The 21,102-nt window shown below is 65.8% G+C and carries 18 protein-coding genes; 10 read left to right on the top strand and 8 right to left on the bottom strand.

Annotation, left to right across the window (positions count from 1 at the left end; all coding sequences use genetic code 11):
• Positions 1-18 precede the first annotated feature (18 nt).
• Positions 19-2,259 carry a DNA topoisomerase IV subunit A gene (gene parC / locus ACN9M2_RS04835; RefSeq protein WP_426287023.1) on the top strand — a complete coding sequence of 747 codons (2,241 nt, stop codon included), beginning with the start codon at positions 19-21 and terminating at the stop codon, positions 2,257-2,259.
• A 109-nt stretch (positions 2,260-2,368) separates the two neighbouring features.
• Here the strand turns inward: parC and ACN9M2_RS04830 are convergent, their stop codons facing one another.
• On the bottom strand, positions 2,369-2,857 hold the full coding sequence (locus ACN9M2_RS04830; protein WP_426287022.1) for an NUDIX hydrolase: 489 nt from the start codon (positions 2,855-2,857) through the stop codon (positions 2,369-2,371).
• A 103-nt stretch (positions 2,858-2,960) separates the two neighbouring features.
• On the opposite strand from ACN9M2_RS04830, the gene ACN9M2_RS04825 reads away from it, so the two are divergent.
• Positions 2,961-3,773 (top strand): phosphodiester glycosidase family protein, encoded by an 813-nt coding sequence (locus ACN9M2_RS04825; protein ID WP_426287021.1) that lies wholly within the window; start codon positions 2,961-2,963, stop codon positions 3,771-3,773.
• 6 nt (positions 3,774-3,779) lie between these two features.
• Here the strand turns inward: ACN9M2_RS04825 and ACN9M2_RS04820 are convergent, their stop codons facing one another.
• The 7 genes from ACN9M2_RS04820 to map all read right to left on the bottom strand — a co-directional run bounded on the left by ACN9M2_RS04820 (position 3,780) and on the right by map (position 12,883).
• The gene (locus ACN9M2_RS04820) at positions 3,780-5,321 is read right to left on the bottom strand and encodes a hypothetical protein (protein WP_426287020.1); all 1,542 of its coding nucleotides are present in this window, start codon (positions 5,319-5,321) and stop codon (positions 3,780-3,782) included.
• A gap of 136 nt (positions 5,322-5,457) precedes the next feature.
• Complete coding sequence (locus ACN9M2_RS04815) at positions 5,458-6,963, bottom strand: hypothetical protein (RefSeq protein ID WP_426287019.1); 1,506 nt, start codon at positions 6,961-6,963, stop codon at positions 5,458-5,460.
• A gap of 119 nt (positions 6,964-7,082) precedes the next feature.
• Positions 7,083-8,213, bottom strand: a complete 1,131-nt coding sequence (gene dapE, locus ACN9M2_RS04810; protein ID WP_426287018.1) for a succinyl-diaminopimelate desuccinylase — start codon at positions 8,211-8,213, stop codon at positions 7,083-7,085.
• Between the two features lie 5 nt (positions 8,214-8,218).
• A complete protein-coding gene (locus tag ACN9M2_RS04805; RefSeq protein ID WP_426287017.1) occupies positions 8,219-8,572 on the bottom strand; it encodes an arsenate reductase in 354 nt (117 codons plus the stop codon).
• Between the two features lie 3 nt (positions 8,573-8,575).
• Entirely contained in the window at positions 8,576-9,496 is a 921-nt protein-coding gene (dapD, locus tag ACN9M2_RS04800) for a 2,3,4,5-tetrahydropyridine-2,6-dicarboxylate N-succinyltransferase (protein WP_426287016.1), read from the bottom strand.
• Positions 9,390-12,047: a [protein-PII] uridylyltransferase gene (glnD, locus tag ACN9M2_RS04795; RefSeq protein ID WP_426287015.1), complete on the bottom strand. Its 2,658-nt coding sequence runs from the start codon at positions 12,045-12,047 to the stop codon at positions 9,390-9,392. The genes dapD and glnD overlap by 107 nt, the downstream gene beginning before the upstream one ends.
• A 68-nt stretch (positions 12,048-12,115) precedes the next feature.
• Positions 12,116-12,883, bottom strand: coding sequence for a type I methionyl aminopeptidase (map, locus tag ACN9M2_RS04790; RefSeq protein WP_426287014.1), 768 nt, complete (start codon positions 12,881-12,883; stop codon positions 12,116-12,118).
• Positions 12,884-13,260: 377 nt separating this feature from the next.
• Here map and rpsB point away from each other — a divergent pair, with 377 nt between their 5' ends.
• The 8 genes from rpsB to rseP all read left to right on the top strand — a co-directional run bounded on the left by rpsB (position 13,261) and on the right by rseP (position 20,962).
• The gene (gene rpsB / locus ACN9M2_RS04785; RefSeq protein ID WP_426287013.1) at positions 13,261-14,109 is read left to right on the top strand and encodes a 30S ribosomal protein S2; all 849 of its coding nucleotides are present in this window, start codon (positions 13,261-13,263) and stop codon (positions 14,107-14,109) included.
• A gap of 87 nt (positions 14,110-14,196) precedes the next feature.
• A complete protein-coding gene (tsf, locus tag ACN9M2_RS04780) occupies positions 14,197-15,075 on the top strand; it encodes a translation elongation factor Ts (protein WP_426287012.1) in 879 nt (292 codons plus the stop codon).
• Between the two features lie 340 nt (positions 15,076-15,415).
• A complete protein-coding gene (gene pyrH / locus ACN9M2_RS04775) occupies positions 15,416-16,138 on the top strand; it encodes a UMP kinase (RefSeq protein WP_426287011.1) in 723 nt (240 codons plus the stop codon).
• Positions 16,139-16,238: 100 nt separating this feature from the next.
• Positions 16,239-16,796: a ribosome recycling factor gene (frr, locus tag ACN9M2_RS04770; protein WP_426287010.1), complete on the top strand. Its 558-nt coding sequence runs from the start codon at positions 16,239-16,241 to the stop codon at positions 16,794-16,796.
• 20 nt (positions 16,797-16,816) lie between these two features.
• Entirely contained in the window at positions 16,817-17,554 is a 738-nt protein-coding gene (gene uppS / locus ACN9M2_RS04765; protein ID WP_426287009.1) for a polyprenyl diphosphate synthase, read from the top strand.
• Between the two features lie 12 nt (positions 17,555-17,566).
• Complete coding sequence (locus ACN9M2_RS04760) at positions 17,567-18,385, top strand: phosphatidate cytidylyltransferase (protein ID WP_426287008.1); 819 nt, start codon at positions 17,567-17,569, stop codon at positions 18,383-18,385.
• A 9-nt stretch (positions 18,386-18,394) separates the two neighbouring features.
• Positions 18,395-19,573 (top strand): 1-deoxy-D-xylulose-5-phosphate reductoisomerase, encoded by a 1,179-nt coding sequence (locus ACN9M2_RS04755; RefSeq protein ID WP_426287866.1) that lies wholly within the window; start codon positions 18,395-18,397, stop codon positions 19,571-19,573.
• Between the two features lie 45 nt (positions 19,574-19,618).
• Positions 19,619-20,962, top strand: a complete 1,344-nt coding sequence (rseP, locus tag ACN9M2_RS04750; RefSeq protein ID WP_426287007.1) for an RIP metalloprotease RseP — start codon at positions 19,619-19,621, stop codon at positions 20,960-20,962.
• Positions 20,963-21,102 lie beyond the last annotated feature (140 nt).

Raw genomic sequence — 21,102 nt, 5'->3', positions numbered from 1 at the left:
AGCCGGATGCTCAAGCCCATGAATTTGCAAGCCAATTACGAACAGATCCCGCTCAAGGACTACGCTGAGCGGGCCTATCTCGATTACTCCATGTACGTGGTGCTGGACCGCGCCCTGCCCTTCGTGGGCGACGGGCTGAAGCCGGTGCAGCGCCGCATCATCTACGCCATGAGCGAGCTCAGCCTCGCGGCCACGGCCAAGCCGAAGAAGTCGGCCCGCACCATCGGCGACGTCATCGGCAAGTTCCATCCGCATGGCGATTCGGCGTGCTACGAGGCGATGGTCCTCATGGCCCAGCCGTTCTCCTACCGTTACCCGCTGGTGGATGGCCACGGCAACTTCGGCTCGCCGGACGACCCGAAGAGCTTCGCGGCCATGCGCTACACGGAGTCGCGCCTGACGCCGATCGCCGAAGTGCTCCTGTCCGAGCTCGGCCACGGCACGACCGACTGGGTGCCGAACTTCGACGGTACGCTCGAGGAACCCTCCTGGTTGCCCGCTCGCGTACCGCACGTACTGTTGAACGGCTCCATGGGTATCGCCGTGGGCATGGCCACCGATATTCCACCGCACAACCTGCGCGAGGTCGCCAGCGCCTGCATCCGCCTGCTCGACGACCCGGACGCGACGATCACCGACCTCTGCGAGCACGTGCACGGGCCGGATTACCCGACCACGGCCGAGATCATCACGCCGCGCCGCGAGATCCAGGCGATGTACCAGAACGGCACCGGCTCGATCCGCGCCCGAGCCGTGTACGAGCGCGACGACGGCAATATCGTCATCACCGCCCTTCCGCACCAGGTCTCCCCCTCGAAGATCCTCGAGCAGATCGCCGCGCAGATGCGCGCCAAGAAACTGCCGATGATCGAGGACCTCCGCGACGAGTCCGATCACGAGAACCCGATCCGCCTCGTGCTCGTGCCGCGTTCGAACCGCGTGGACGTGGAGGAAATGATGCAGCACCTCTTCGCCACGACCGACCTGGAGAAGAGTTTCCGCGTCAACCTGAACATGATCGGCCTGGATGGGCGCCCGCAGGTGAAGGACCTGAAGGTCATCCTCAGCGAATGGCTGCGCTTCCGCACCGACACGGTCACCCGGCGCCTGAACCATCGCCTGGGCCGCGTGGAACGACGCCTCCACCTGCTGGAAGCGCTGCGCATCGCCTACCTCAATATCGACGAGGTGATCCGCATCGTCCGTACCGAGGACGAGCCGAAGCCGATCCTGATGGCGCGCTTCAAGCTCGACGACGAACAGGCCGACTACATCCTCGAGACGAAGCTGCGCCAGCTGGCGCGTCTCGAAGAGTTCAAGATCAACGAGGAACGCGACAAGCTCGAGGAAGAGCGCGCCCGCATCAACGTGTTCCTGAAATCGCCGGCCAAGCTCAAGGGCCTCATCAAGGACGAACTGCGCAACGACGCCGAGAAGTACGGCGACGAGCGCCGGTCACCGCTGATCGAGCGCAGCGCCGCCCAGGCACTGGACGAAAGCGCGCTGGTCGTGTCCGAGCCGGTCACCGTGGTGCTCTCGCAAAAGGGCTGGGTGCGCGCGGGCAAGGGCCACGACATCGACGGCGAGGCGCTCTCCTACCGCGATGGCGACAGCCTGTTGGGCGTGGCGCGTGCGCGTACGACGCAGCAAGTGGCCTTCATCGACTCCACCGGCCGTGCCTACGCCACGCCGGCGCATACGCTGCCGTCGGCTCGCGGTAACGGCGAGCCGCTCACTGGCCGGTTCAGCCCGCCGGCGGGTGCGCGCTTCGATGCCGTGGTCGCCGCGGACAACGACACCCGCGTCATCCTGTCCACCGATTTCGGCTATGGCTTCGTCACCCGTTTCGAGGCGCTCACGGGTCGCCAGAAGGCAGGCAAGCAGATCATTTCGCTCAGCGATGGCGCGCGCGTGCTGGCGCCGGCGATCACCGCCGACCCGTCGCGCGACCGTATCGTCGTCGTCACCAGCGAGGGCCATCTGCTGATGTTCTCGGTGGCCGAGCTGCCGGAACTGGACAAGGGCAAGGGCAACAAGCTCATCGAAGTCCCGAAGGCCAAGCTGGCCTCCGGCGAAGAGCGCGTGGTCGGTGTCGCCGTGGTCACCGAAGGCAAGGGCGAGGTCACCCTGTATGCGGGGCAGCGCAAGCTCACCCTGCGGTGGGCCGACCTCGTCGAGTACGGCGGCAATCGCGCCACCCGAGGCGGCGTGTTGCCGCGCGGCCTGCGGCGCGTGGAGCGGATCGAGACGACAGGCTGAGGTTATGGGTCCCTGCCGGGGCCATCGCCGCTGAAGCGGCTCCCACACAAAGCGCCCACATGCCTGGATCGCCAGGCAGGGTGTGGGAGCCGCTTCAGCGGCGAAACTTCTACAGCCGGGTGAAATCCCAGGACACCATGCGCCCGTCCTTGTACGGCATCACGCCATGGAACGGCCGTGGGTCGGCATCGAACACCAGCGGCAGGAAATGTCGGTCGCCTTCCCACATGGGAAGGTCGTGCAGGCTTTCCAGCGCCACCCATTCCAGCGCACCCTCGTGGTTCGATTCCAGCGGCGTCCCCTCGAAACGGGTCACCACGAAGATGAAGCCCAGCCAGTCTTCGCCATGCTTGCCGAAGCCGGGCCAATTCAGCGTGCCGCGCAAGCGCATTTCCAGGCACTCGATGCCCGCCTCTTCCCTGATCTCGCGGCGCATGCAGGCGGCGATGTCCTCGCCCGGCTCCATCTTGCCACCCAGGCCGTTGTACTTTCCGAGGTGATGGTCGTCCTTGCGGGCGTTGCGGTGGATCATGAGGACGTGCTGTCCATCCGGCGACAACACATAGCCGAGCGTGGCGACGATGGGCGTATAGGGCATGGCGGTGGAGAGATCGCGGAAAAACCCGGGAGTTTACGCCCTCCACACGAAAGTCGCGTCATCGGCCCTTGCGCTGCCCGACGGCCCCGGCGAACATCGGCGGATGCTCCATCCCCTCCTCCCCCGTATGTTCAGTCATCTCGCCCTTCGCCTTCTCGCCGTCGGCGCCCTCGCCGGGCTGGCCATCGGTTGCGCGGACCCGGCGGATGCCCTCGATGGTCGCGATGTGGTATTCGACAGCCAGTCCTATTTCACTGTCACGGTGAATACCCGCCGCGAGGACATCGAGCTGTACTGGCGCAATCCGGACAGCGGCCAGCCTTTTGGCGGCCTCGAGGCGCTGAAGACCTGGACCGCCCATAAAGGACGCCCGCTGGTCTTCGCCACGAACGCGGGCATCTATGACCGTGAATTCAAGCCGTTGGGTCTCTATGTCGAGAATGGAAAGACCATCGTTCCGCTCAACCTCGCACACGGCAATCCGCGCTCAGGCAACTTCTCCCTGTTGCCCAACGGCGTATTCGCGGTGTACGACGACGGCAGCGCGGAAGTACGCACGAGCGAAGCCTTCCGCGCTGCCGGCCGAAAGCCGCGCTGGGCCACGCAGTCGGGGCCCATGCTGGTCATCGATGGCGAGATCAACACACAGTTCGACAACGGTTCGGACAGCATGAAATGGCGCAGCGGCGTGTGCGCGAGGTCACCGCACGAGGTTATCTTCGTGGTCAGCCGTGCGCCTGTGAACTTCCATAGCTTCGCTCGCCTGTTTCGCGACGAGATCGGTTGCCGCGATGCCTTGTTCCTCGATGGCACGATCTCGCAGGCCTACACCCCCGACGATGGCTACACGGGGGCGCCTGCCTTCATGACCAAACCGTATGCGGGCATGATCGCGGTGTTTCCGAAGCGACGCTGAGCTGCATCAATCGTAGGGAACCATCAGCGTGATGCGATCCTTCCAGCCCACCCGCGCCTTCGCCTGCAGCGTGGGGTCCGGCGGCCGCACATGGGTGGAGCAGTTGGTACCGTTGAAACAGGTGTTCCATCCCGCTTCGTAGATCATGTTGTAGGAAAGGTTCCGTCCTTCGTTGCCTTGTAGCGGCAATTCCCAGACGATCTCGTACTGGGGATTCAGCGTGGCTGCAAGCGGCGTCGCCTGGGCGAGGCTCCCCTTGTGATCGCGGGCGTTGATCCATCGATAAATGGCGCGTATGTCGGGGGTCCACCGGGTGGTCCGGTAAAACACCGTGTCGGTGTTGGAGCGCGTCTGTACCAGTTGCATTTGCGATTGCGCGGTATCCGTTTTCGCCTGCACGACATTCAAGGTGAAACCGATGCTCGGCGTGATCTTCCCCGCATTGTCCGCAGAAACACCTGCCTGCGCGGTCCCGCCGACAATAAAGCGCTCGGCCTGGGATACGGTCACGATGCCGTCGAAGGAGTCAGCCGGATACAGGGACCGCAGTCGGGGCCTCCGGGGACACCCGAAGAGTTCGGGTCCCTGCGGTCCGTCGCAAAGAAACGCCTGCACATTTCCCGTTCTGGGAAAGGAGGAGTTCGACGGCCATGCCGACGCGAGACTGTCATATGCGATAGGTCCCCAGCCGCTGTGGATGGACGCGTCGAGCAAGCGCCGCAATCCACCTCGGTACGCGTCGAAATAGGCCTCGGTACCTTCACGACGTCCGAAACCGCTGCCACCCCCCTCACTCACTGTCTTGACCCAGAACAGGAAGGTCGTTCCTTTTGGCTCGATGGGGTCGTCGTTACGCAGCAACGCCCATTCGGTAACCAGGCTCAGTCGAGGCTCGTCGGTGGTCCGAAAGGGGGCAAGCGTGAACTGCGGCGACGCCGCGAGATGTACCGAGAGGTTCCCGTATTGGCACCAACGTCGGATTTCGCTGGCGAAGGCACGCATTTCGTCACGCATCGGAAGCCGATGACTGAATAGCGTGGTGGCCAGTTTCCTGCGAAAGGCGCGGCAAACCGATGACGGGGATGGCGCCGACAGATCGAAACTCACGTCGAAGGAACGGCGTGGCTCCTCGATGGAGCGGGGAACGCGCCCCGCCGATTCGTCGACATCACCCGCCTCGGCCCATGTCCATCCCGCCAGGACCGCCAGGCGATGGGCGGCGTCGGTGGCATCGAAACCGAATACTCCCAATCCATCTGCCGGATCGAGAACGATGGTGTTGGTCGCCGGCCATGCATAGACACCATCGGGCTTGAGTATGCTCAGTATCGACGAGGAACCCGTCAGAGCGATGCGCTTCCCCTCGTCGAGCCATGCCTCGATCTTCAGCTCCGCCTCGACAAGATCGTCTTCGTCGTCCACGGTCAGGATCATAAGGTCGGCGACACTGGTGCCGTCCTCGGTCATCGCGAGTACTGGCTGGCATGCGCCAGAAGTGACGAGTATCGCCAATGCGGTGCGTGTAAAGGCTTTCATATTCGCATCCATACGTCCGCCCGAAATCGAGCCGGGAGAGCTTCGCCGTTGCCAGCGCGCTCACCAATAGGGAGCGCGCCCCGCCGGTTGTCGGCGGTCAGCGCGGCATGCGCTTGCAGATTGCCTCACCGAGGTCAGGCAAGCGCTCCTATTTCCCGGGGATCTTCAGCCTCAGGCTGTCCTTCCAGAACATCCGCGACTTGGGCGCGAAGGTACGGTCCGGTGGCCACAGATGCGTCGTGCAGTTGGGCCCATTGAAGCAGGTGTTCCAACCGGCTTCGTAGACCATGTGGTACGCGAGTCTGCGCCCTTCGTTACCTTTCAGGGGTAACTCCCACAGGATTTCGTAGTGAGGATTGAGCGTGGCGGCCAGAGGTGTCGCCTGGGCGAGGTTGCCTCGGTGGTTGCGCGAATTGATCCAGCGATAGATCGCGGGAACGTCGGGTGTCCAGCGAGTCGTCCGGTAGAACACCGTGTCCGCATTGCTCCGCGTCTGCGCCAGTTGCATGCTTGACTGAGCGGTTTTGGTCTTGGCTTGCACGACGTTCAGGCTGAAGGAGAAACCGGGCGTCAGCTTTCCTGCGTTGTCCGCGGAAATGTTGGCTTGCGCGGTACCGCCGACAATGAATCGCTCGGCAAGCGATACGGTAACGACGCCATCGGATGAGTCGGCGGGGAACAGACCTCGCAACCGCAGTTCTCGCGGGCACTGGGGACGCTCCCGTTCGCCGGGTCGCTCGCAGATGAAGATATTCACATTGCCCGTGCCTGGATAGCTTGAGGTCAACGGCCAGGAGCTGATGAGGTTGTCGCCTGCGAGGGGACCCCATCCACTATGAATGGATGCGTCGAGAAGTCGGGTGATGCCCCCGTGTTTGTCGTCGAAATAGGCTTCGCGGCCATCCTGGCGGGAGAATCCGCTGCCGGCACCGTCACCCACCGTCTTCGCCCAGAACAGATAGGTCACCGTGCGGGAATCGACGGGGTCTTCGTTCCGGAGCAGCGCCCACTCGGCCAGCACGCTCAGCCGGGGATCGAGGCTCCATTGAAAGGGCTCGATGCGTACCTCGCCCATGTCCGCCTGGCGAAACGATACGTTGCCATATTGGCACCAGCGCCGCATCTCCTTGCGGAATGCACGCCGCTCTTCGCCCGTCGGAGCAGTCGAACTGAAGAGCGACGATGTCATTTTGCGGCGAAACGACTGGCAGGCTGCCGATGGCGATGTCGCCGACAGGTCGAATGTCACGCTGTGAAGACGGGCACCGCCGGATGGTCCGTGGCCCGAGCGACGCATTCGCAGCGCCATTTCCGGGTCATCCGCCCAGGGCCATTCGCGCAGGATCGCGATGCGTTGAGCGGCATCTGCCGCATCGAAGCCGAAGATGCCCAGGCCGGCGCCCGGATCGAGAACGATCGTATTCGTCGACGGCCAGGCGTGGATACCCTCTGGCCTTACCTCGTCCAGAATGGACGACGGCCCCGTCAATGCGACCCTGACCCCTGAATCGAGCCAGTCCTCAAGCTGCTGGCGGACATCGGCGATGTCCTCATCGGGTCCCAGCGTCAGGATGGTCAGTTCGCCGACGCTCGCTTCATCGCGAGTCATGCCCGATGCCGGCAGGGACGTCCCCGCGGCGACGAGCGCGACCATTCCGGCGTGCAAATAGGCTCTCATGTGTTTCCCACGTGTAGCTCCTTATCGAGCCTGGAAAGCTTCGTGGGGAAATCACCGGGCATCCATCGGGGCTACGCCGCCGATGGCGTGGGCCGTCAGCCCGACATGCGCTCGCAGATGGCTTCGTAAAGGTCGGGAAGCCTTTCGAGATCGGCGACCGACACGCATTCGTCCACCTTGTGGATGGTCGCGTTGACCGGTCCCAACTCGATCACCTCCGCACCCATAGGCGCGATAAAACGGCCATCCGAGGTACCGCCGCCGGTGCTCTGTTCCGGATCGATGCCGCACAGGTCGCGGCACACCCCGACGACCACCTCGCGCAAGCGGCCACCCGGCGTGGCAAGGAACGGATGGCCGGACAGGTGCCAGTCGATCGAGAAATCCACGCCGTGCGCACGAAGGATCGCTTCGGCACGCTCACGCAGTCCATCGGCCGTGCTCGCCGTGGAATAGCGGAAGTTGATCAACGCCACGAGGTCACCGGGGACGACGTTGTTCGCGCCCGTGCCGGCATGGATGTTCGACACCTGGAACGAGGTCGGCGGGAAGTCCGCGTTGCCCTCGTCCCACCGCTCCGCGGTGAGCGCCGCCAGTGCGGGAGCGAAGCTGTGAATCGGATTCTTCGCCTTTTCGGGGTACGCCACGTGGCCCTGGACCCCGCGTACGGTCAACGTGCCGGAAAGCGAACCTCGACGTCCCACGCGAATGAGGTCGCCAAGCCTCGCCTTCGCGGAAGGTTCGCCGACAACGCACGCGTCGATGCGCCGGCCGGTTTTCGCGAAATGTTCGACTACCTCGCGCACGCCGTGCAAGGCCGCGCCTTCCTCGTCGCTGGTCAACAGCAGGCCGACCGTTCCCGGATGCGCCGGATGGGCCCTGACAAAGCGCTCCAGGGCGACGACCATCGCCGCCACCGAGCCCTTCATGTCGGCCGCGCCGCGACCGTAGAGCATACCGTCGTGCTCCGTAGGCTCGAAGGGCGGCGAACGCCATGCGTCTTCGGGACCCGGCGGCACGACATCCGTGTGTCCAAGAAAGGCCAGCACGGGACCGTCGCTTCCATGGGTGGCCCAAAGATTGTCGACGTCGCCGAAGCGCAGATGCTCGATGTGGAAGCCAAGCGTGGCCAGCCGCTCCGCGATCAACGGCAGGCAGCCGGCATCGTCGGGCGTCACGGAGCGGCGGCGAATGAGATCGTGGGTGAGTTCGAGTACAGGTGACATGGGCGCTATTTACCGAAGCGCTTCTTGAACGCGTTGTCGCTGAAGCCGACCGTCACCTCGTCGCCCTCGACCACCACGGGGCGCTTGATCAGCGCCGGGTATTCCTTCAGCAAGAGGGTCCACTCCGGATCGGTGCGCGGGTCCTTGCGCTGTGGCAACAGGGTGCGCCAGGTCGTCGAGGCCTTGTTGACCAGTTTTTCCCAACCGCCGAGCTTGCCGGCCCACGCCTTCAGCGTGGCGGCGGGCACCGGGTTCGCGCGATAGTCGACGAATTCGTGTGCCACCTCGAAGCGGGTGAGCCAGTTGCGCGCTTTCTTGCAGGTATCGCAGTTGGGTAAGCCATATACCGTGATCGTCATGGATCAGTCGCCACTGCGCAGGAGTTCGTTGATGCCGGTCTTCGAGCGGGTCTTTTCGTCCACCTGCTTCACGATGATCGCCGCATAGAGACTGTGGCTGCCGTCCTTCGCCGGAAGGCTGCCGGAGACGACGACGCTGCCCGCGGGCACGCGCCCATAGCTGATCTCGCCCGTGGCGCGGTTGAAGATACGCGTGGACTGGCCCAGGAACACACCCATGCCGATCACCGAGCCCTTCTCCACCACCACGCCCTCGACCACCTCGGAACGCGCGCCGATGAAGCAGTTGTCTTCGATGATGGTCGGATTGGCCTGCAGCGGTTCGAGCACGCCGCCGATGCCGACGCCGCCGGACAAGTGCACGTTCGCGCCGATCTGTGCACAGGAGCCGACCGTGGCCCAGGTGTCGACCATCGTTCCCGCACCGACATGGGCACCGATGTTCGTGTAGCTCGGCATCAACACGACGTCCTTGGCGATATGTGCGCCACGTCGCACCAGCGCCCCCGGCACGACACGCGCGCCGAGCGCGGCGTATTCGGTGGCATCGCCGTCGGTAAAGCGCAGCGGCACTTTGTCGAACGCGCTCGACGGGCCGCCATCGACCACCTGGTTGCCGTTCATGCGGAAATAAAGAAGGACGGCCTTCTTAAGCCACTGGTTGACCTTCCACCCACCGTTGCCATCAGGCTCGGCCACGCGGCGTTCGCCGGACTCGAGTAAATTGAGCACTTGCTCGACGGCCTCGCGCAGGTCGCCCTCGATCTCGTTCTGGGTCAGTTCGGCGCGGCGCTCGAAGGCGCTGTCGATCAGGGATTCAAGCGTTTGCATCTGCATGGTGGGAAGTCCTGGGATGTTCGGAACCGATGTGGCGCAGCAGGCATGCCCGCAGGATCTCCCGGCGTTCGGGCGACAACGGAGCATTGCTGCGATCGGTAAGTTGGAAGAAATCTTCGACGCGCTCGCCGAACGTGGCGATGCGCGCATCATGCACGCGCACTTCGGCCTCGGCCAGCGCCTGGGCCACGGCGGCGAGCAGGCCCGGGCGATCGGTGCACACCAGCGCGAGCTGCGTGCGCTCGCCCGCGTCGACGAACTCGACGCGCGGCGCCATCTGGAAGTGACGCAGGTGGCGCGACAGGCTGCGCTTGGGCGGTCCCTGTCCCGCCGGCTGGTCGAGCGCGCGCAGCATGCGCATGCGCAATTCCTCGGACCGTTGCAGCGACGCGGGCGCCTGCGAGTCCGACTCCAGCAAGAGGAAGGTATCGAGCGCCTTGCCCGTGCTGGAAACGAGGACGCGCGCTTCCACCACGGAGAAGCGCAGGCGATCGAGCACGGCCGTCACCGTGGCGAACAAGCCGTCGCGGTCGGGGGTGTAGATGAAGAGTTCCGTGCTGCCCCGCACCGAGAAGGGATGCACTTCCACCAGCGGCGTGGCGCCATGCGCGCGCAGGATGGCGGCGGTCTGCCAGGCGATCTGCTCCGGCCGGTGGCGCAGGAAGCTCGTATCGGGAAATTCGGCCCATACCCTGGCGATATCGTCGGCGGCGACGTGCTCGGCCACCAGCATGCCGAGGGCGCGGTCGCGGCACTCGCGCACGCGCACGCCCGAATGACCGGGCGGCGTGAGGTCGCTGCGCAGGGCGAAGCGCGTGGCCGTATAGAGGTCCGCGAGCAAGCGATCCTTCCATGCGTTCCACAGCTTGGGGCTCGTGCCGATGATGTCGGCGATGGTCAACAGGTAGAGATGGTCCAGGTGCTCCCAGTCTTCCACCACGGCACCGAAGCGATGCACGACATCGGGATCGGTGATGTCCTGGCGCTGCGCCGTCGTGCTCATCAGCAGGTGATGGCGGACCAGCCAGGCGACCAGTTCCACTTGCTCATCCGGAAGGCCCAGCCGCGTGCAGAAGGCGCGCGCGTCTTCCTCGCCCAACATGGAATGATCGCCGCCGCGCCCCTTGGCGATGTCGTGGAACAGCGCGGCCAACAGCAACAATTCGGGCTTTTCGACATGCGGCCAGATCTCGCATGCGATGGGGAAATCGCGCCGAGCGGCCGGCTCGGCGAAACGGGCGACGTTGCGCAGCACCCGCAGCGTATGTTCGTCGACGGTGTAGACGTGGAACAGGTCGTACTGCATGCGTCCCACGACCTTGCCGAAGGCGGGCAGCACCGCCGCGAGCAAGCCATGCCGGTTCATCCGCCACAAGGCCTCCACGGCGGGTGCGCCGCGGCGAAGCAACGTGAGGAAGGCGCTCAGCACCTGCGGATCGTCGGCGAGCGACTCGCCGTGTGCCGAAACCGCATGCTGGATGCGCCGCATCGTCTCGGCGGTAAAGCCGGCGATGCCCGGTTCGTCGAGGCGGGCGATGAAAATTTCGACGAGCGCCGAAGGGCGGCGTATGAACAGGTGCGGATTACGCAACGCGATACGCGCGCCATAGCGCACGTAGTCGCTGCCGACCGGCAGTGGCTCCGTCACGGGGTCGAGCATCTCCTCGAAACGTTCGACCAGTTGCGTGCCCGAACGCTCGATCTGCGTGGCCGCGCGGTAGTAGCCCTGCATGAATTGCTCGACACCCAGGTTCTTCGCGTGCTCGTCCTCGAAACCGAGCCGCGCGGCCAGCGCCCGCTGGTAATCGAACAGCAGGCGCTCCTCGGCGCGCCCCGCCTCCAGGTGCAAGGCATAGCGGTAGCGACGCAGGGTCTCTTCCGCGCGGGTCAGCCGGGCCGCCTCCACCGGCTCCAATAGTCCCTCGGCCACCATGGCGTCGAAATCCGCCGCGTCGGCCAGGCGCCGTCCCAGCCAACGGATGGCATCGAGCGTGCGCAACCCACCCGGGCCGTCCTTCAGGTTGGGCTCCAGGTTCTGCGCGGTGTCGTCGTAGCGCGCATGCCGCGCATCGCGTTCGGCGAGGCGGGCGGCAAGATAGGCCCGTGGCGGCCATACCTCGGGGTCGTCGAGGATGCCGCGGAGTTCGTTGCCCAGGATGGGCCAGCCGACCAGTCGCCGGGCATCGAGCAGGCTGGTGAAGACGCTCAGGTCCCGCGCCGCCAGTTCACGGCACTGCTCGGTGGTGCGCACGGCGTGCCCCGGCTTCAGCCCGATGTCCCACAGGCAGGCGAAGAAATTTTCCAGCGCGCGGTAGAGCGCCGGCGAGCTTTCCCCTACCAGCGCGAGGAGGTCCACGTCCGACCGGGGGAAAAGCATGCCGCGACCGAAGCCACCCACGGCGAACAACGCCGCGGCCGCCATGTCGCCCAGGCAGGCGCCCCAGGTGTGGACGACGATGCGCTCGACGATCTCGGCCCGGCGCCGGGCCAGCGCGGACGCATCCTCACCGTCGTGGAAGGCGACGGTGAGCGCACGATCGACGTCGCCCAGCAGCTGCCTGAGCGAACGCCGCGCTTCGGGCGACACGCCCGAGCGGGGCACCACGGCGGGCAGGCGTGGAAGCGATGGCAGCGTCACGTCGGGAGCCCTCGATGGTGGTGGGGGTGGAACGGACGAAGGTCAGGCGCCCCCTCGTCGAAAGCGCATCAGGCGGCGTCCGGCCAGGGCGTGAGGATTTCGAAGCCGTCCTCGGTCACCGCGATCGTGTGTTCCCACTGCGCCGACAGCGAATGATCCTTGGTGACCACGGTCCAGCCGTCCGGCAGCGCCTTGGTCTGCGGCTTACCCGCGTTCACCATCGGCTCGATGGTGAAGGTCATGCCCGGCTTCAGTTCCAGACCCGTGCCCGGGCGCCCGTAATGCAGCACCTGGGGCTCGTCGTGGTAGACCTTGCCGATGCCGTGGCCGCAGTACTCCCGGACGACGGAGAAGCCCGCCGCCTCCGCGTGCTTCTGGATCGCGGCGCCGACGTCGCCCAGGGTCGCTCCCGGCTTCACCGCCTGGATGCCCTTCATCATCGCCTCGAAGGTGGTATCGACCAGGCGCTTCGCCAGCACGCTCGGCTTGCCCACGAAATACATGCGGCTGGTGTCGCCATGCCATCCGTCCTTGATCACGGTGACGTCGATGTTGACGATGTCCCCGTCCTTCAGGATCTTGCTGGGGCTGGGAATCCCGTGGCATATCACGTGGTTGACCGACGTGCAGGTGGTCTTCGGATAGCCCCGGTAACCGACGTTGGCCGGGATGGCCTTCTGCACGTTCACGATGTGGTCGTGGGCGATCTGGTCCAGTTCCTCGGTGGTGACACCGGGCTTCACGTGCGGCACGAGTATGGCCAGCACTTCGGCGGCCAGGCGGCCGGCCTCGCGCATGGCCTGGATCTCTTCGGGGGTCTTCGGTACGACTGCCATGATGGGTTCTCTTTTTTTCCTTTGCCCTCAGGGTATTGGGCCTGCCACCCGAGGTGGCGGCGACCCTGCCGGAAATCCACCCTCGGCTTGCGGCCGGGCGGGTCCAGGGGCTACAATTAGCGAGTTTTGCTGTCCGGCGAAGTCACTCTCAGGTGACCGCGGCGGTGAATCGAAGCGCGATTGTAACCGCACGGCGCCATTCTTGGCCCGGCGCAAGGCAGTCGCTTTTAACGCCACACACGCATCGGCACCGCCTTCGGGGTGCCCGTCCTACCGTCGTCGCGAAAGGCGCCGCGGCCAGGCCGGGTCGAAGCCGGGGATGCGTGGAGGTCCCAACCCCCATAGAACCGCTCGACGGTTCGCCCAGGAGTAATTCCATGGCACAAGTCACCATGCGCGAGATGCTGGAAGCCGGCGTCCATTTCGGCCACCAGACCCGCTACTGGAACCCCAAGATGGCTCCGTACATCTTCGGCGCCCGCGGCAAGATCCACATCATCAACCTCGAGAAGACGCTTCCGCTCTTCACCGACGCGATGAACTTCCTCTCGGGCCTGGCCCAGAAGGGCGGCACCATCCTGTTCGTCGGCACCAAGCGTTCGGCCCGCGAGGCCCTCGCCGAGGAAGCCGCGCGCGCCGGCCAGCCGTTCGTCACCGCCCGCTGGCTCGGCGGCATGCTGACCAACTTCCGTACGGTCAAGCAGTCGGTCGCCCGCCTGAAGGAACTCGAGGCCGCTGAAACCGACGGTTCGTTCGAGCGCCTGGTCAAGCACGAAGTGCTGGCCCGCCGTCGCGAGCGCGACAAGCTGCAGAACTCGCTGGGCGGCATCAAGGACATGAATCGCCTGCCGGACGCCCTCTTCATCGTGGACATCGGCCACGAAGACATCGCCGTCCAGGAAGCCCGCAAGCTCGGCATCCCGGTCGTCGCCGTCGTCGATACCAACTACGACCCGGCCCTCGTCGACTACGCCATCCCGGGTAACGACGACGCCATCCGCGCCATCCAGCTGTACGCCCGTGCCGCCGCCGACTCCATCCTGGAAGGCAAGGCCGCTTCGCCGAACGCCGCCCGTGGCGACGCGAACGAGTTCGTCGAGCTGGACGAGGAAGGCAACCCGGTGGCCAAGGACGAAGCCCCGCGTGGCGAGCGTCGTGGCGCCCCGGCCAAGAAGGGTGCGCCGCGCCGCGAAGGCGGCCGTGACGGTGGTCGTGGTCGCGCGTAAGCGCCCCACCCCGTAGCACGCTCTTCCGTTTCATCCGGCGCCGCGGCACCACCGCCGCGGCGCCCATCAAATCATTGAGGAATTACCATGGCTGAGATCACCGCGGGCCTCGTCAAGGAACTGCGTGAGCGTTCCGGCGTAGGCATGATGGAGTGCAAGAAGGCACTCGTCGAAAACAACGGCGACATCGAAGCGGCGATGGAATGGCTGCGCAAGAACGGCCTCGCCAAGGCGGACAAGAAGGCTGATCGCGTCGCCGCCGAAGGCCTGATCGCCGTCGCCCAGAAGGCCGGCAAGGCCGTCCTGGTCGAAGTCAACAGCGAAACCGACTTCTCCTCGCGCAACGAGCAGTTCATCCAGTTCACCAAGGATGTCGCCAACGTCGCCCTCGAGTCCGGCGTGGCCGACATCGAGGCACTGAAAGCCGCCAAGCTCGGCGACGGCACGGTCGAGGAAGGCGCCAAGGCCCTCACCCTCACCATCGGCGAGAAGTTCGACGTGCGCCGCATGGCCAAGGCCGAGAACGACGGTCCGATCGGCGCCTACTCCCACAGCGGCCGCATCGGCGTGCTGGTTGCCCTCAAGGGCGGCTCGGAAGAGCTGGCCAAGGGCATCGCCATGCACGTCGCCGCGATGAACCCCAAGTTCATCAAGGTGGAAGACGTCCCGGCCGACTACGTCGAGAAGGAAAAGGAAATCGCGCTGAGCCAGATGTCGGACAAGGAAAAGGCCAAGCCGGCCGACATCCTCGACAAGATCGTGACCGGCAAGATCAACAAGATCCTCGCCGAAGCCACCCTGGTCGGCCAGCCGTACGTTCTGGACGGCGACGTCACCGTCGCCGAGGCCCTGAAGAAGGCCGGCGCCGAGATCGTCACGGTGCAGCGTCTGGCTGTTGGCGAAGGCATCGAGAAGGTCGTCGACGACTTCGCGGCCGAAGTGATGAAGCAGGCTGGCCTGGCGTAAGCCTCCCCACCTGGTGAAAGAAAGAGGCCGCGAGCGATCGCGGCCTTTTTTGTGGTTCCGGTGCGGGCCCTTGTTTGGTTTTGATGGAAGACTTTTGGGCCGTGGTGGGAGCCGATATCGGGCCTGGTGGGAGCCGACCTTGTCGGCGATCCCGCGGCAGCGAGCCAGGTTTAGGCAAGCACCCACCGTCGACGAAGTCGGCTCCCACAAGAGCACCCACCCACGCCCCTACCTGCCGGCGCTTCCAAAAACGCGATGCGCGACAGTTTTTCACATTCCTGTCATGACTCCCGGCGCGCTAAACTGCCAGCGTTTTGCCCCACACAATCTGGAGATCCCCATGAGCAATCCGCTGAACCACCGCCGTATCCTGCTCAAGCTCTCCGGTGAAGCCCTTATGGGTAGCGAGGATTACGGGATCGATCCCAAGGTGATCGGCCGGCTCGCGAAGGAAATCCTCGAAGTACGGGACGCCGGCGTCCAGGTCGGCGTCGTCATCGGCGGCGGCAACATCTTCCGTGGCGCCGGCCTGGCCGCCTCGGGCATGGACCGTGTCACCGGCGATCACATGGGCATGCTCGCCACCGTCATGAACGCGCTGGCCATGCAGGACGCCATCGAGAAGCTCGGCGGCGAAGCCCGTACCATGAGTGCGATCAAGATCAACGAGGTGTGCGAGGACTTCATCCGCCGCCGCGCGATCCGCCATCTCGAGAAGGGCCGCGTGGCCCTGTTCGCCGCCGGCATCGGCAACCCCTTCTTCACCACCGACTCCGCCGCCGCCCTGCGCGCCGTGGAAGTCGGCGCCGACCTGCTGCTGAAAGCGACCAAGGTCGACGGCATCTATTCGGCCGATCCCAAGCGCGATCCCACGGCCCAGCGCTACGACCACCTCACCTACAACCAGGTGATCGAACGCCGCCTGGAGGTGATGGACACCGCCGCCATCGCCCTGTGCCGCGAGAACAAGCTGCCGCTGCGCATCTACGACATGACCCAGCCGGGCAACCTCATGAGGATCATGCGGGGCGAGCCGGTCGGTACCCTCGTCGACGCGGGCTGACGCCCGGTCGCCCCTGGCACCTCCTTGGCGCGGTGCGGCACGGCCGCGCCGCGCGCGCTGCTATACTCGCTTGCTGACCTGTTCGACCGGAATTACGTCCATGATCAACGACATCAAGAACGATGCCCAGACCCGCATGGGCAAGAGTATCGAATCGCTCAAGCACGACCTGAAGACCATCCGCACGGGTCGCGCCAACCCTTCGATCCTCGACAATATCGTCGTGCCCTACTACGGCACGCCCACTCCACTGTCCCAGGTGGCCAACGTGACCACGCCGGACGCGCGTTCCCTGTCGGTGAAGCCCTTCGACAAGAGCATGGTCGGCCCGATCGAGAAGGCCATCATGGCTTCCGACCTCGGCATCACCCCGACCACCATGGGCATGGACATCCGCCTGAACTTCCCGCCGCCGACCGAGGAGCGCCGCAAGGAGCTCGCCAAGAGCGTGGCGAAGGAAGGCGAGGCCGCCAAGGTAGCCATCCGCAACGTGCGTCGCGATGCCGTGCAGCACGTGGCCAAGCTGTTCAAGGACAAGGAAATCACCGAGGACGACCAGAAGCGCGCGGACGACGACATCCAGAAGCTCACCGACAAGTTCGTCAAGGAAGTGGACGACGTGGTGAAGGAAAAGGAAAAGGAGCTGATGGCGCTCTGACGCGCCATCGGATCTTGCCCATGGCAGCGAGGCCCGAAGCCGGGGTGCCACGCCATCTCGCCATCGTGATGGATGGCAACGGCCGCTGGGCCAAGCAGCGACTGCGCCCTCGCACGTTCGGCCACCACGCCGGGCAGAAGGCGGTGAGGGAAGCGGTGGAGTTCTGCCTCCGTCGCGGCATCGCCTCCCTGACCCTGTTCGCCTTCTCCAGCGAGAACTGGCGGCGGCCACCCACCGAGGTCTCGGCCTTGATGGAGCTCTTCCTGAAGGCGCTCGACAAGGAAGTGGAGGAACTCCACGGCAACGGCGTGCGCATCCGCTTCGTGGGCGATCTGGACGCCTTCGCGCCCGAGTTGAGCGCACGCATGCGCGCCGCGATGGAGCGAACCGCCGCCAACACGGCGCTCAACATGAACGTGGCGGTGAACTACGGCGGGCGCTGGGATATCGCACGAGCGGCCCGCCTCGCGGCGGAGGCTGTCGCCCGCGGCGAGTTCAACGCCGAAGACATCGACGAAACACGCTTGCACGGCTACACCTGCCTCGCCGACCAGCCGCCGCTCGACCTCTTCATCCGCACCGGCGGCGAGCGCCGGGTAAGCAACTTCCTGCTCTGGCAGATCGCCTATGCCGAGCTTTATTTCACCGACACCCTGTGGCCCGACGTCGACCAGGCCTGCCTCGACGAGGCCCTCGACGACTATGCCCGCCGCGAGCGCCGTTACGGGCGCACCGGCGAACAGGTCGCCAAAGGCTGACGCCGGAACCCCATGCTGAAACAACGCATCACCACCGCCGCGATCCTCATTCCGCTGGTCCTGGCCCTGATCCTGTTGCCGCCCACCGGCTTCTTCGCCGCACTGGTCGCCATCGTCTTCGTCGGTGCCGCATGGGAATGGAGCCTGCTGGCCGGCTGCCGCACCCCGGTCGGCCGCGGCATCGTCGTGGGTGTCGCCGCCGCGATGTTCGTCGCCCTGTTGATCGTGCGCACGCCGGGCCTGCTCACCGTGGTGACGCTGGCCGGCGTGGCCTGGTGGATCGGCTGCTGCTTCTGGCTGCGCCACTTCACCTTCGCCGCCGCGCCGAACGCCGAGAACCGCATGCTCAAGCTGGGCGTGGGCGCTTTCGTGATCGTGCCGACTCTCGCCGCCGCGATCCTCATGCATAGCGGCGAACGCGGCAACTGGTGGACCCTGCTTTCCCTCGTGATCGTCTGGTTCGCCGATACCGGCGCCTATTTCAGCGGCCGTTATTTCGGCCGGCGCAAGCTCGCCCCGCGGATCAGCCCGGGAAAGACATGGGCCGGCGTCTACGGCGCCATCGTGGCTGGCGGCCTCGTCACCCTTCTCGGTGGCTTCCTGCTCGGCGTGCGCGAAGGCTGGCAGCTGGTCGGCCTTGCGGTGCTGGGCGTGGTCACCGTGGCCATCGCGGTGGTCGGCGACCTCTTCGAAAGCCTCATGAAGCGCCACGCCGAGGTAAAGGATTCGGGCGACCTGTTCCCCGGCCACGGCGGACTCCTGGATCGCCTCGACAGCGTCTTCGCCGCGCTGCCGGTGTTCGCCGCCGGCAAGCTGCTGCTGGGGCTCTGAGCCATGGCCATCCGCCAGGTCGCCGTCCTCGGTGCCACCGGCTCCATCGGCGGCAGCACGCTCGACGTCATCGCCCGCCATCCGGGGCGCTTCCGCGCCACCGTGCTGGCGGCCAACCGCGATACCGCCTCGCTGGCCAAGCTGTGCGAACGCTTCCGGCCCGATCTCGCCATCGTGGCCGATCCCTCGATGGAAGCGGATCTGGCCCGTCGCCTCGCCGCGGCGGGGGTGCGCTGCGAAATCGCCTCGGGGCACGAGGCCGTCACCCAAGCCGCCGCGGGGCCACTGTGTGACACCGTCGTGGCCGCCATCGTCGGCGCGGCGGGACTCGACTCGACCCTCGCCGCCGCGCGCGCGGGCAAGCGCCTGCTCCTGGCCAACAAGGAATCCATCGTGATGGGTGGAGCCTTGCTGCTTGAGGCGTTGCGCCATGGCGGTGGCGAGCTCATTCCCATCGATTCCGAGCACAACGCCATCTTCCAGTGTCTGCCGGGCGGGCGTCCCGACCTGCATCGCTCGGGCGTCCGCCGGCTCGTCCTCACCGCCTCGGGTGGCCCGTTCCGCGGCCGCACGCGCGCCGACCTGGGCGCGATCACGCCGGACGAGGCCTGCGCCCATCCCAAGTGGTCCATGGGCCGGAAGATCTCGGTCGACTCCGCCACGCTGATGAACAAGGGCCTGGAGGTGATCGAGGCCCACCACCTGTTCGCCGCGCCGGTGGACTCGATCGAAGTGGTGGTGCATCCGCAAAGCCTGGTCCACTCCATGGTCGACTACGTCGATGGCTCCATGCTGGCGCAGCTGGGCAACCCCGACATGCGCACGGCCATCGCCTGCGCGCTGGCCTGGCCGGAGCGGATCGAGGCGGGGGTGGCCCCACTGGATCTCGCCGCCCACGCCCGCCTCGACTTCGAGCAGCCCGATACCGAAACCTTCCGCTGCCTCGCCCTGGCGTTCGCCGCCCTGCGCACCGGCGGCGACGCCACGGCCATCCTCAATGCCGCCAACGAGGTGGCCGTGGAGGCTTTCCTGGCTGGAACCCTCCCCTTCCTCGGCATCGCCGAGCTCGTTGAACGGGTACTTGAGGAACTGCCGGCCGAACCCGTGGTCGATGTCCAGTCCCTTGTGGAACGAGACGCCGAAGCACGCAGGGTGGCCCGGGACGTGCTTCACCGCGCTTACTGCTAAACTCGCTCCACCCAAACGTTTTTTATTCGAGACCTTCCCTCTCCGATGAGTCCTGTCCTAGGTTCCGTGTTCTGGCTGCTGGTTACGCTCGGCGTGCTGGTGACCTTCCACGAATTCGGCCACTACTGGGTCGCGCGCCGCTGTGGCGTGCGCGTGCTGCGCTTTTCGGTCGGTTTCGGCCGCCCGCTGTGGCGCCGCGTGGCGAAGGACGGCACGGAATACCAGATCGCCGCGATTCCGCTCGGCGGCTACGTCAAGATGCTGGACGCCCGCGAAGGCGATGTCTCGCCTGCCCAGCGCGACGAGGAATTCACCGGCAAGTCGGTCTGGAAGCGCATCGCCATCGTGGCGGCGGGCCCGGCCTTCAATCTCATTTTCACCATCGCCGCGTTCTGGGCCATGTACATGGTCGGCAAGCCGGACGTGGCCCCCGTGATCTCCGCCCAACCCGGCAGTGTCGCCGCCGTGGCCGGCATCCGCCCGGGCGACCGCATCGTCGCCATGAACGGCGATCCGGTGGGCAACTGGAGCGAGGCGACCGAAGTGCTGGCCAACGGCCTGCTCGGCAACGATCCCCTCCCGGTGCGGGTCACCGGCACCGACGGTGCCCAGCGCGACGTCGTGCTGCCCTTGCAGAACCTCGACGCCAACGGCGACATCGGCAAGCGGTTCACCCAGCTCGGCCTGGGGCTGCAATTACCCGCCATCGTCGGCCAGGTGGTCCCGGGCGATCCCGCCTCCCTCGCCGGCATGCGCGTCGGCGACCGCATCCTCGCCGTCAACGGCAAGCCGGTGTCGGACTTCGGCGAGTTCACCAAGCTGGTACCGGAACAGGCCGCCCTGGCGCCGAAGATCGCCGTCACCGTCCAGCGCGACGGGCAGCCCAAGACGTTCGAGATCACCGCCCGGATGAAGTCCGAGCAAGGCCAGCCCACCCGCTGGCTGATCGGCGTGGCGCCCCGTCCGATGGAGGAGGCCACGTTGCGCTACGGTCCCGTGCGCGCCTTCAGCGAGTCGCTTCGCGCCACCTGGACAGGCACCGCGTCCACCTTCAACCTGATCGGCAAGATGCTGTCCGGCGAGGCCTCCACCAAGAACCTCTCCGGTGTCATCGGCATCGCCCAGGTCGCCAACGATTCCGCCAATCGCGGCCTCGGCTGGTTCCTGAACTTCCTCGCCCTGGTGTCCCTGAGCCTCGCGATCTTGAACCTCCTGCCCATCCCGGTCTTGGACGGTGGACACCTGCTGTATTACCTTATCGAGTTGATCAAAGGCAGCCCGGTCAGCGAACGCACCATGATCGCCGGCCAGTACGTGGGTATCGTCCTCTTGTTCACGTTGATGGGGCTGGCGTTCTTCAACGACATCCAGCGAATGCTCGTCTCGTGACGGGGATCCACGCGTTGCGCGGAACCCACTCACCGTATCACCCAGGCTATGGACGCTCGCGCGTCCTGCGCCGAACGACGCAGGGCATGAGTCCTGCGCGTGCTCCTCTTCGGTCGCCGGCCTCGTCCGCCGTCGGCTGG

The organism is Luteibacter sp. E-22 (assembly GCF_049913125.1).
GTDB lineage: Bacteria > Pseudomonadota > Gammaproteobacteria > Xanthomonadales > Rhodanobacteraceae > Luteibacter.
Note: the sequence above shows the minus strand (reverse complement) of the source record. Positions and strands in the feature narration are given on the sequence as shown.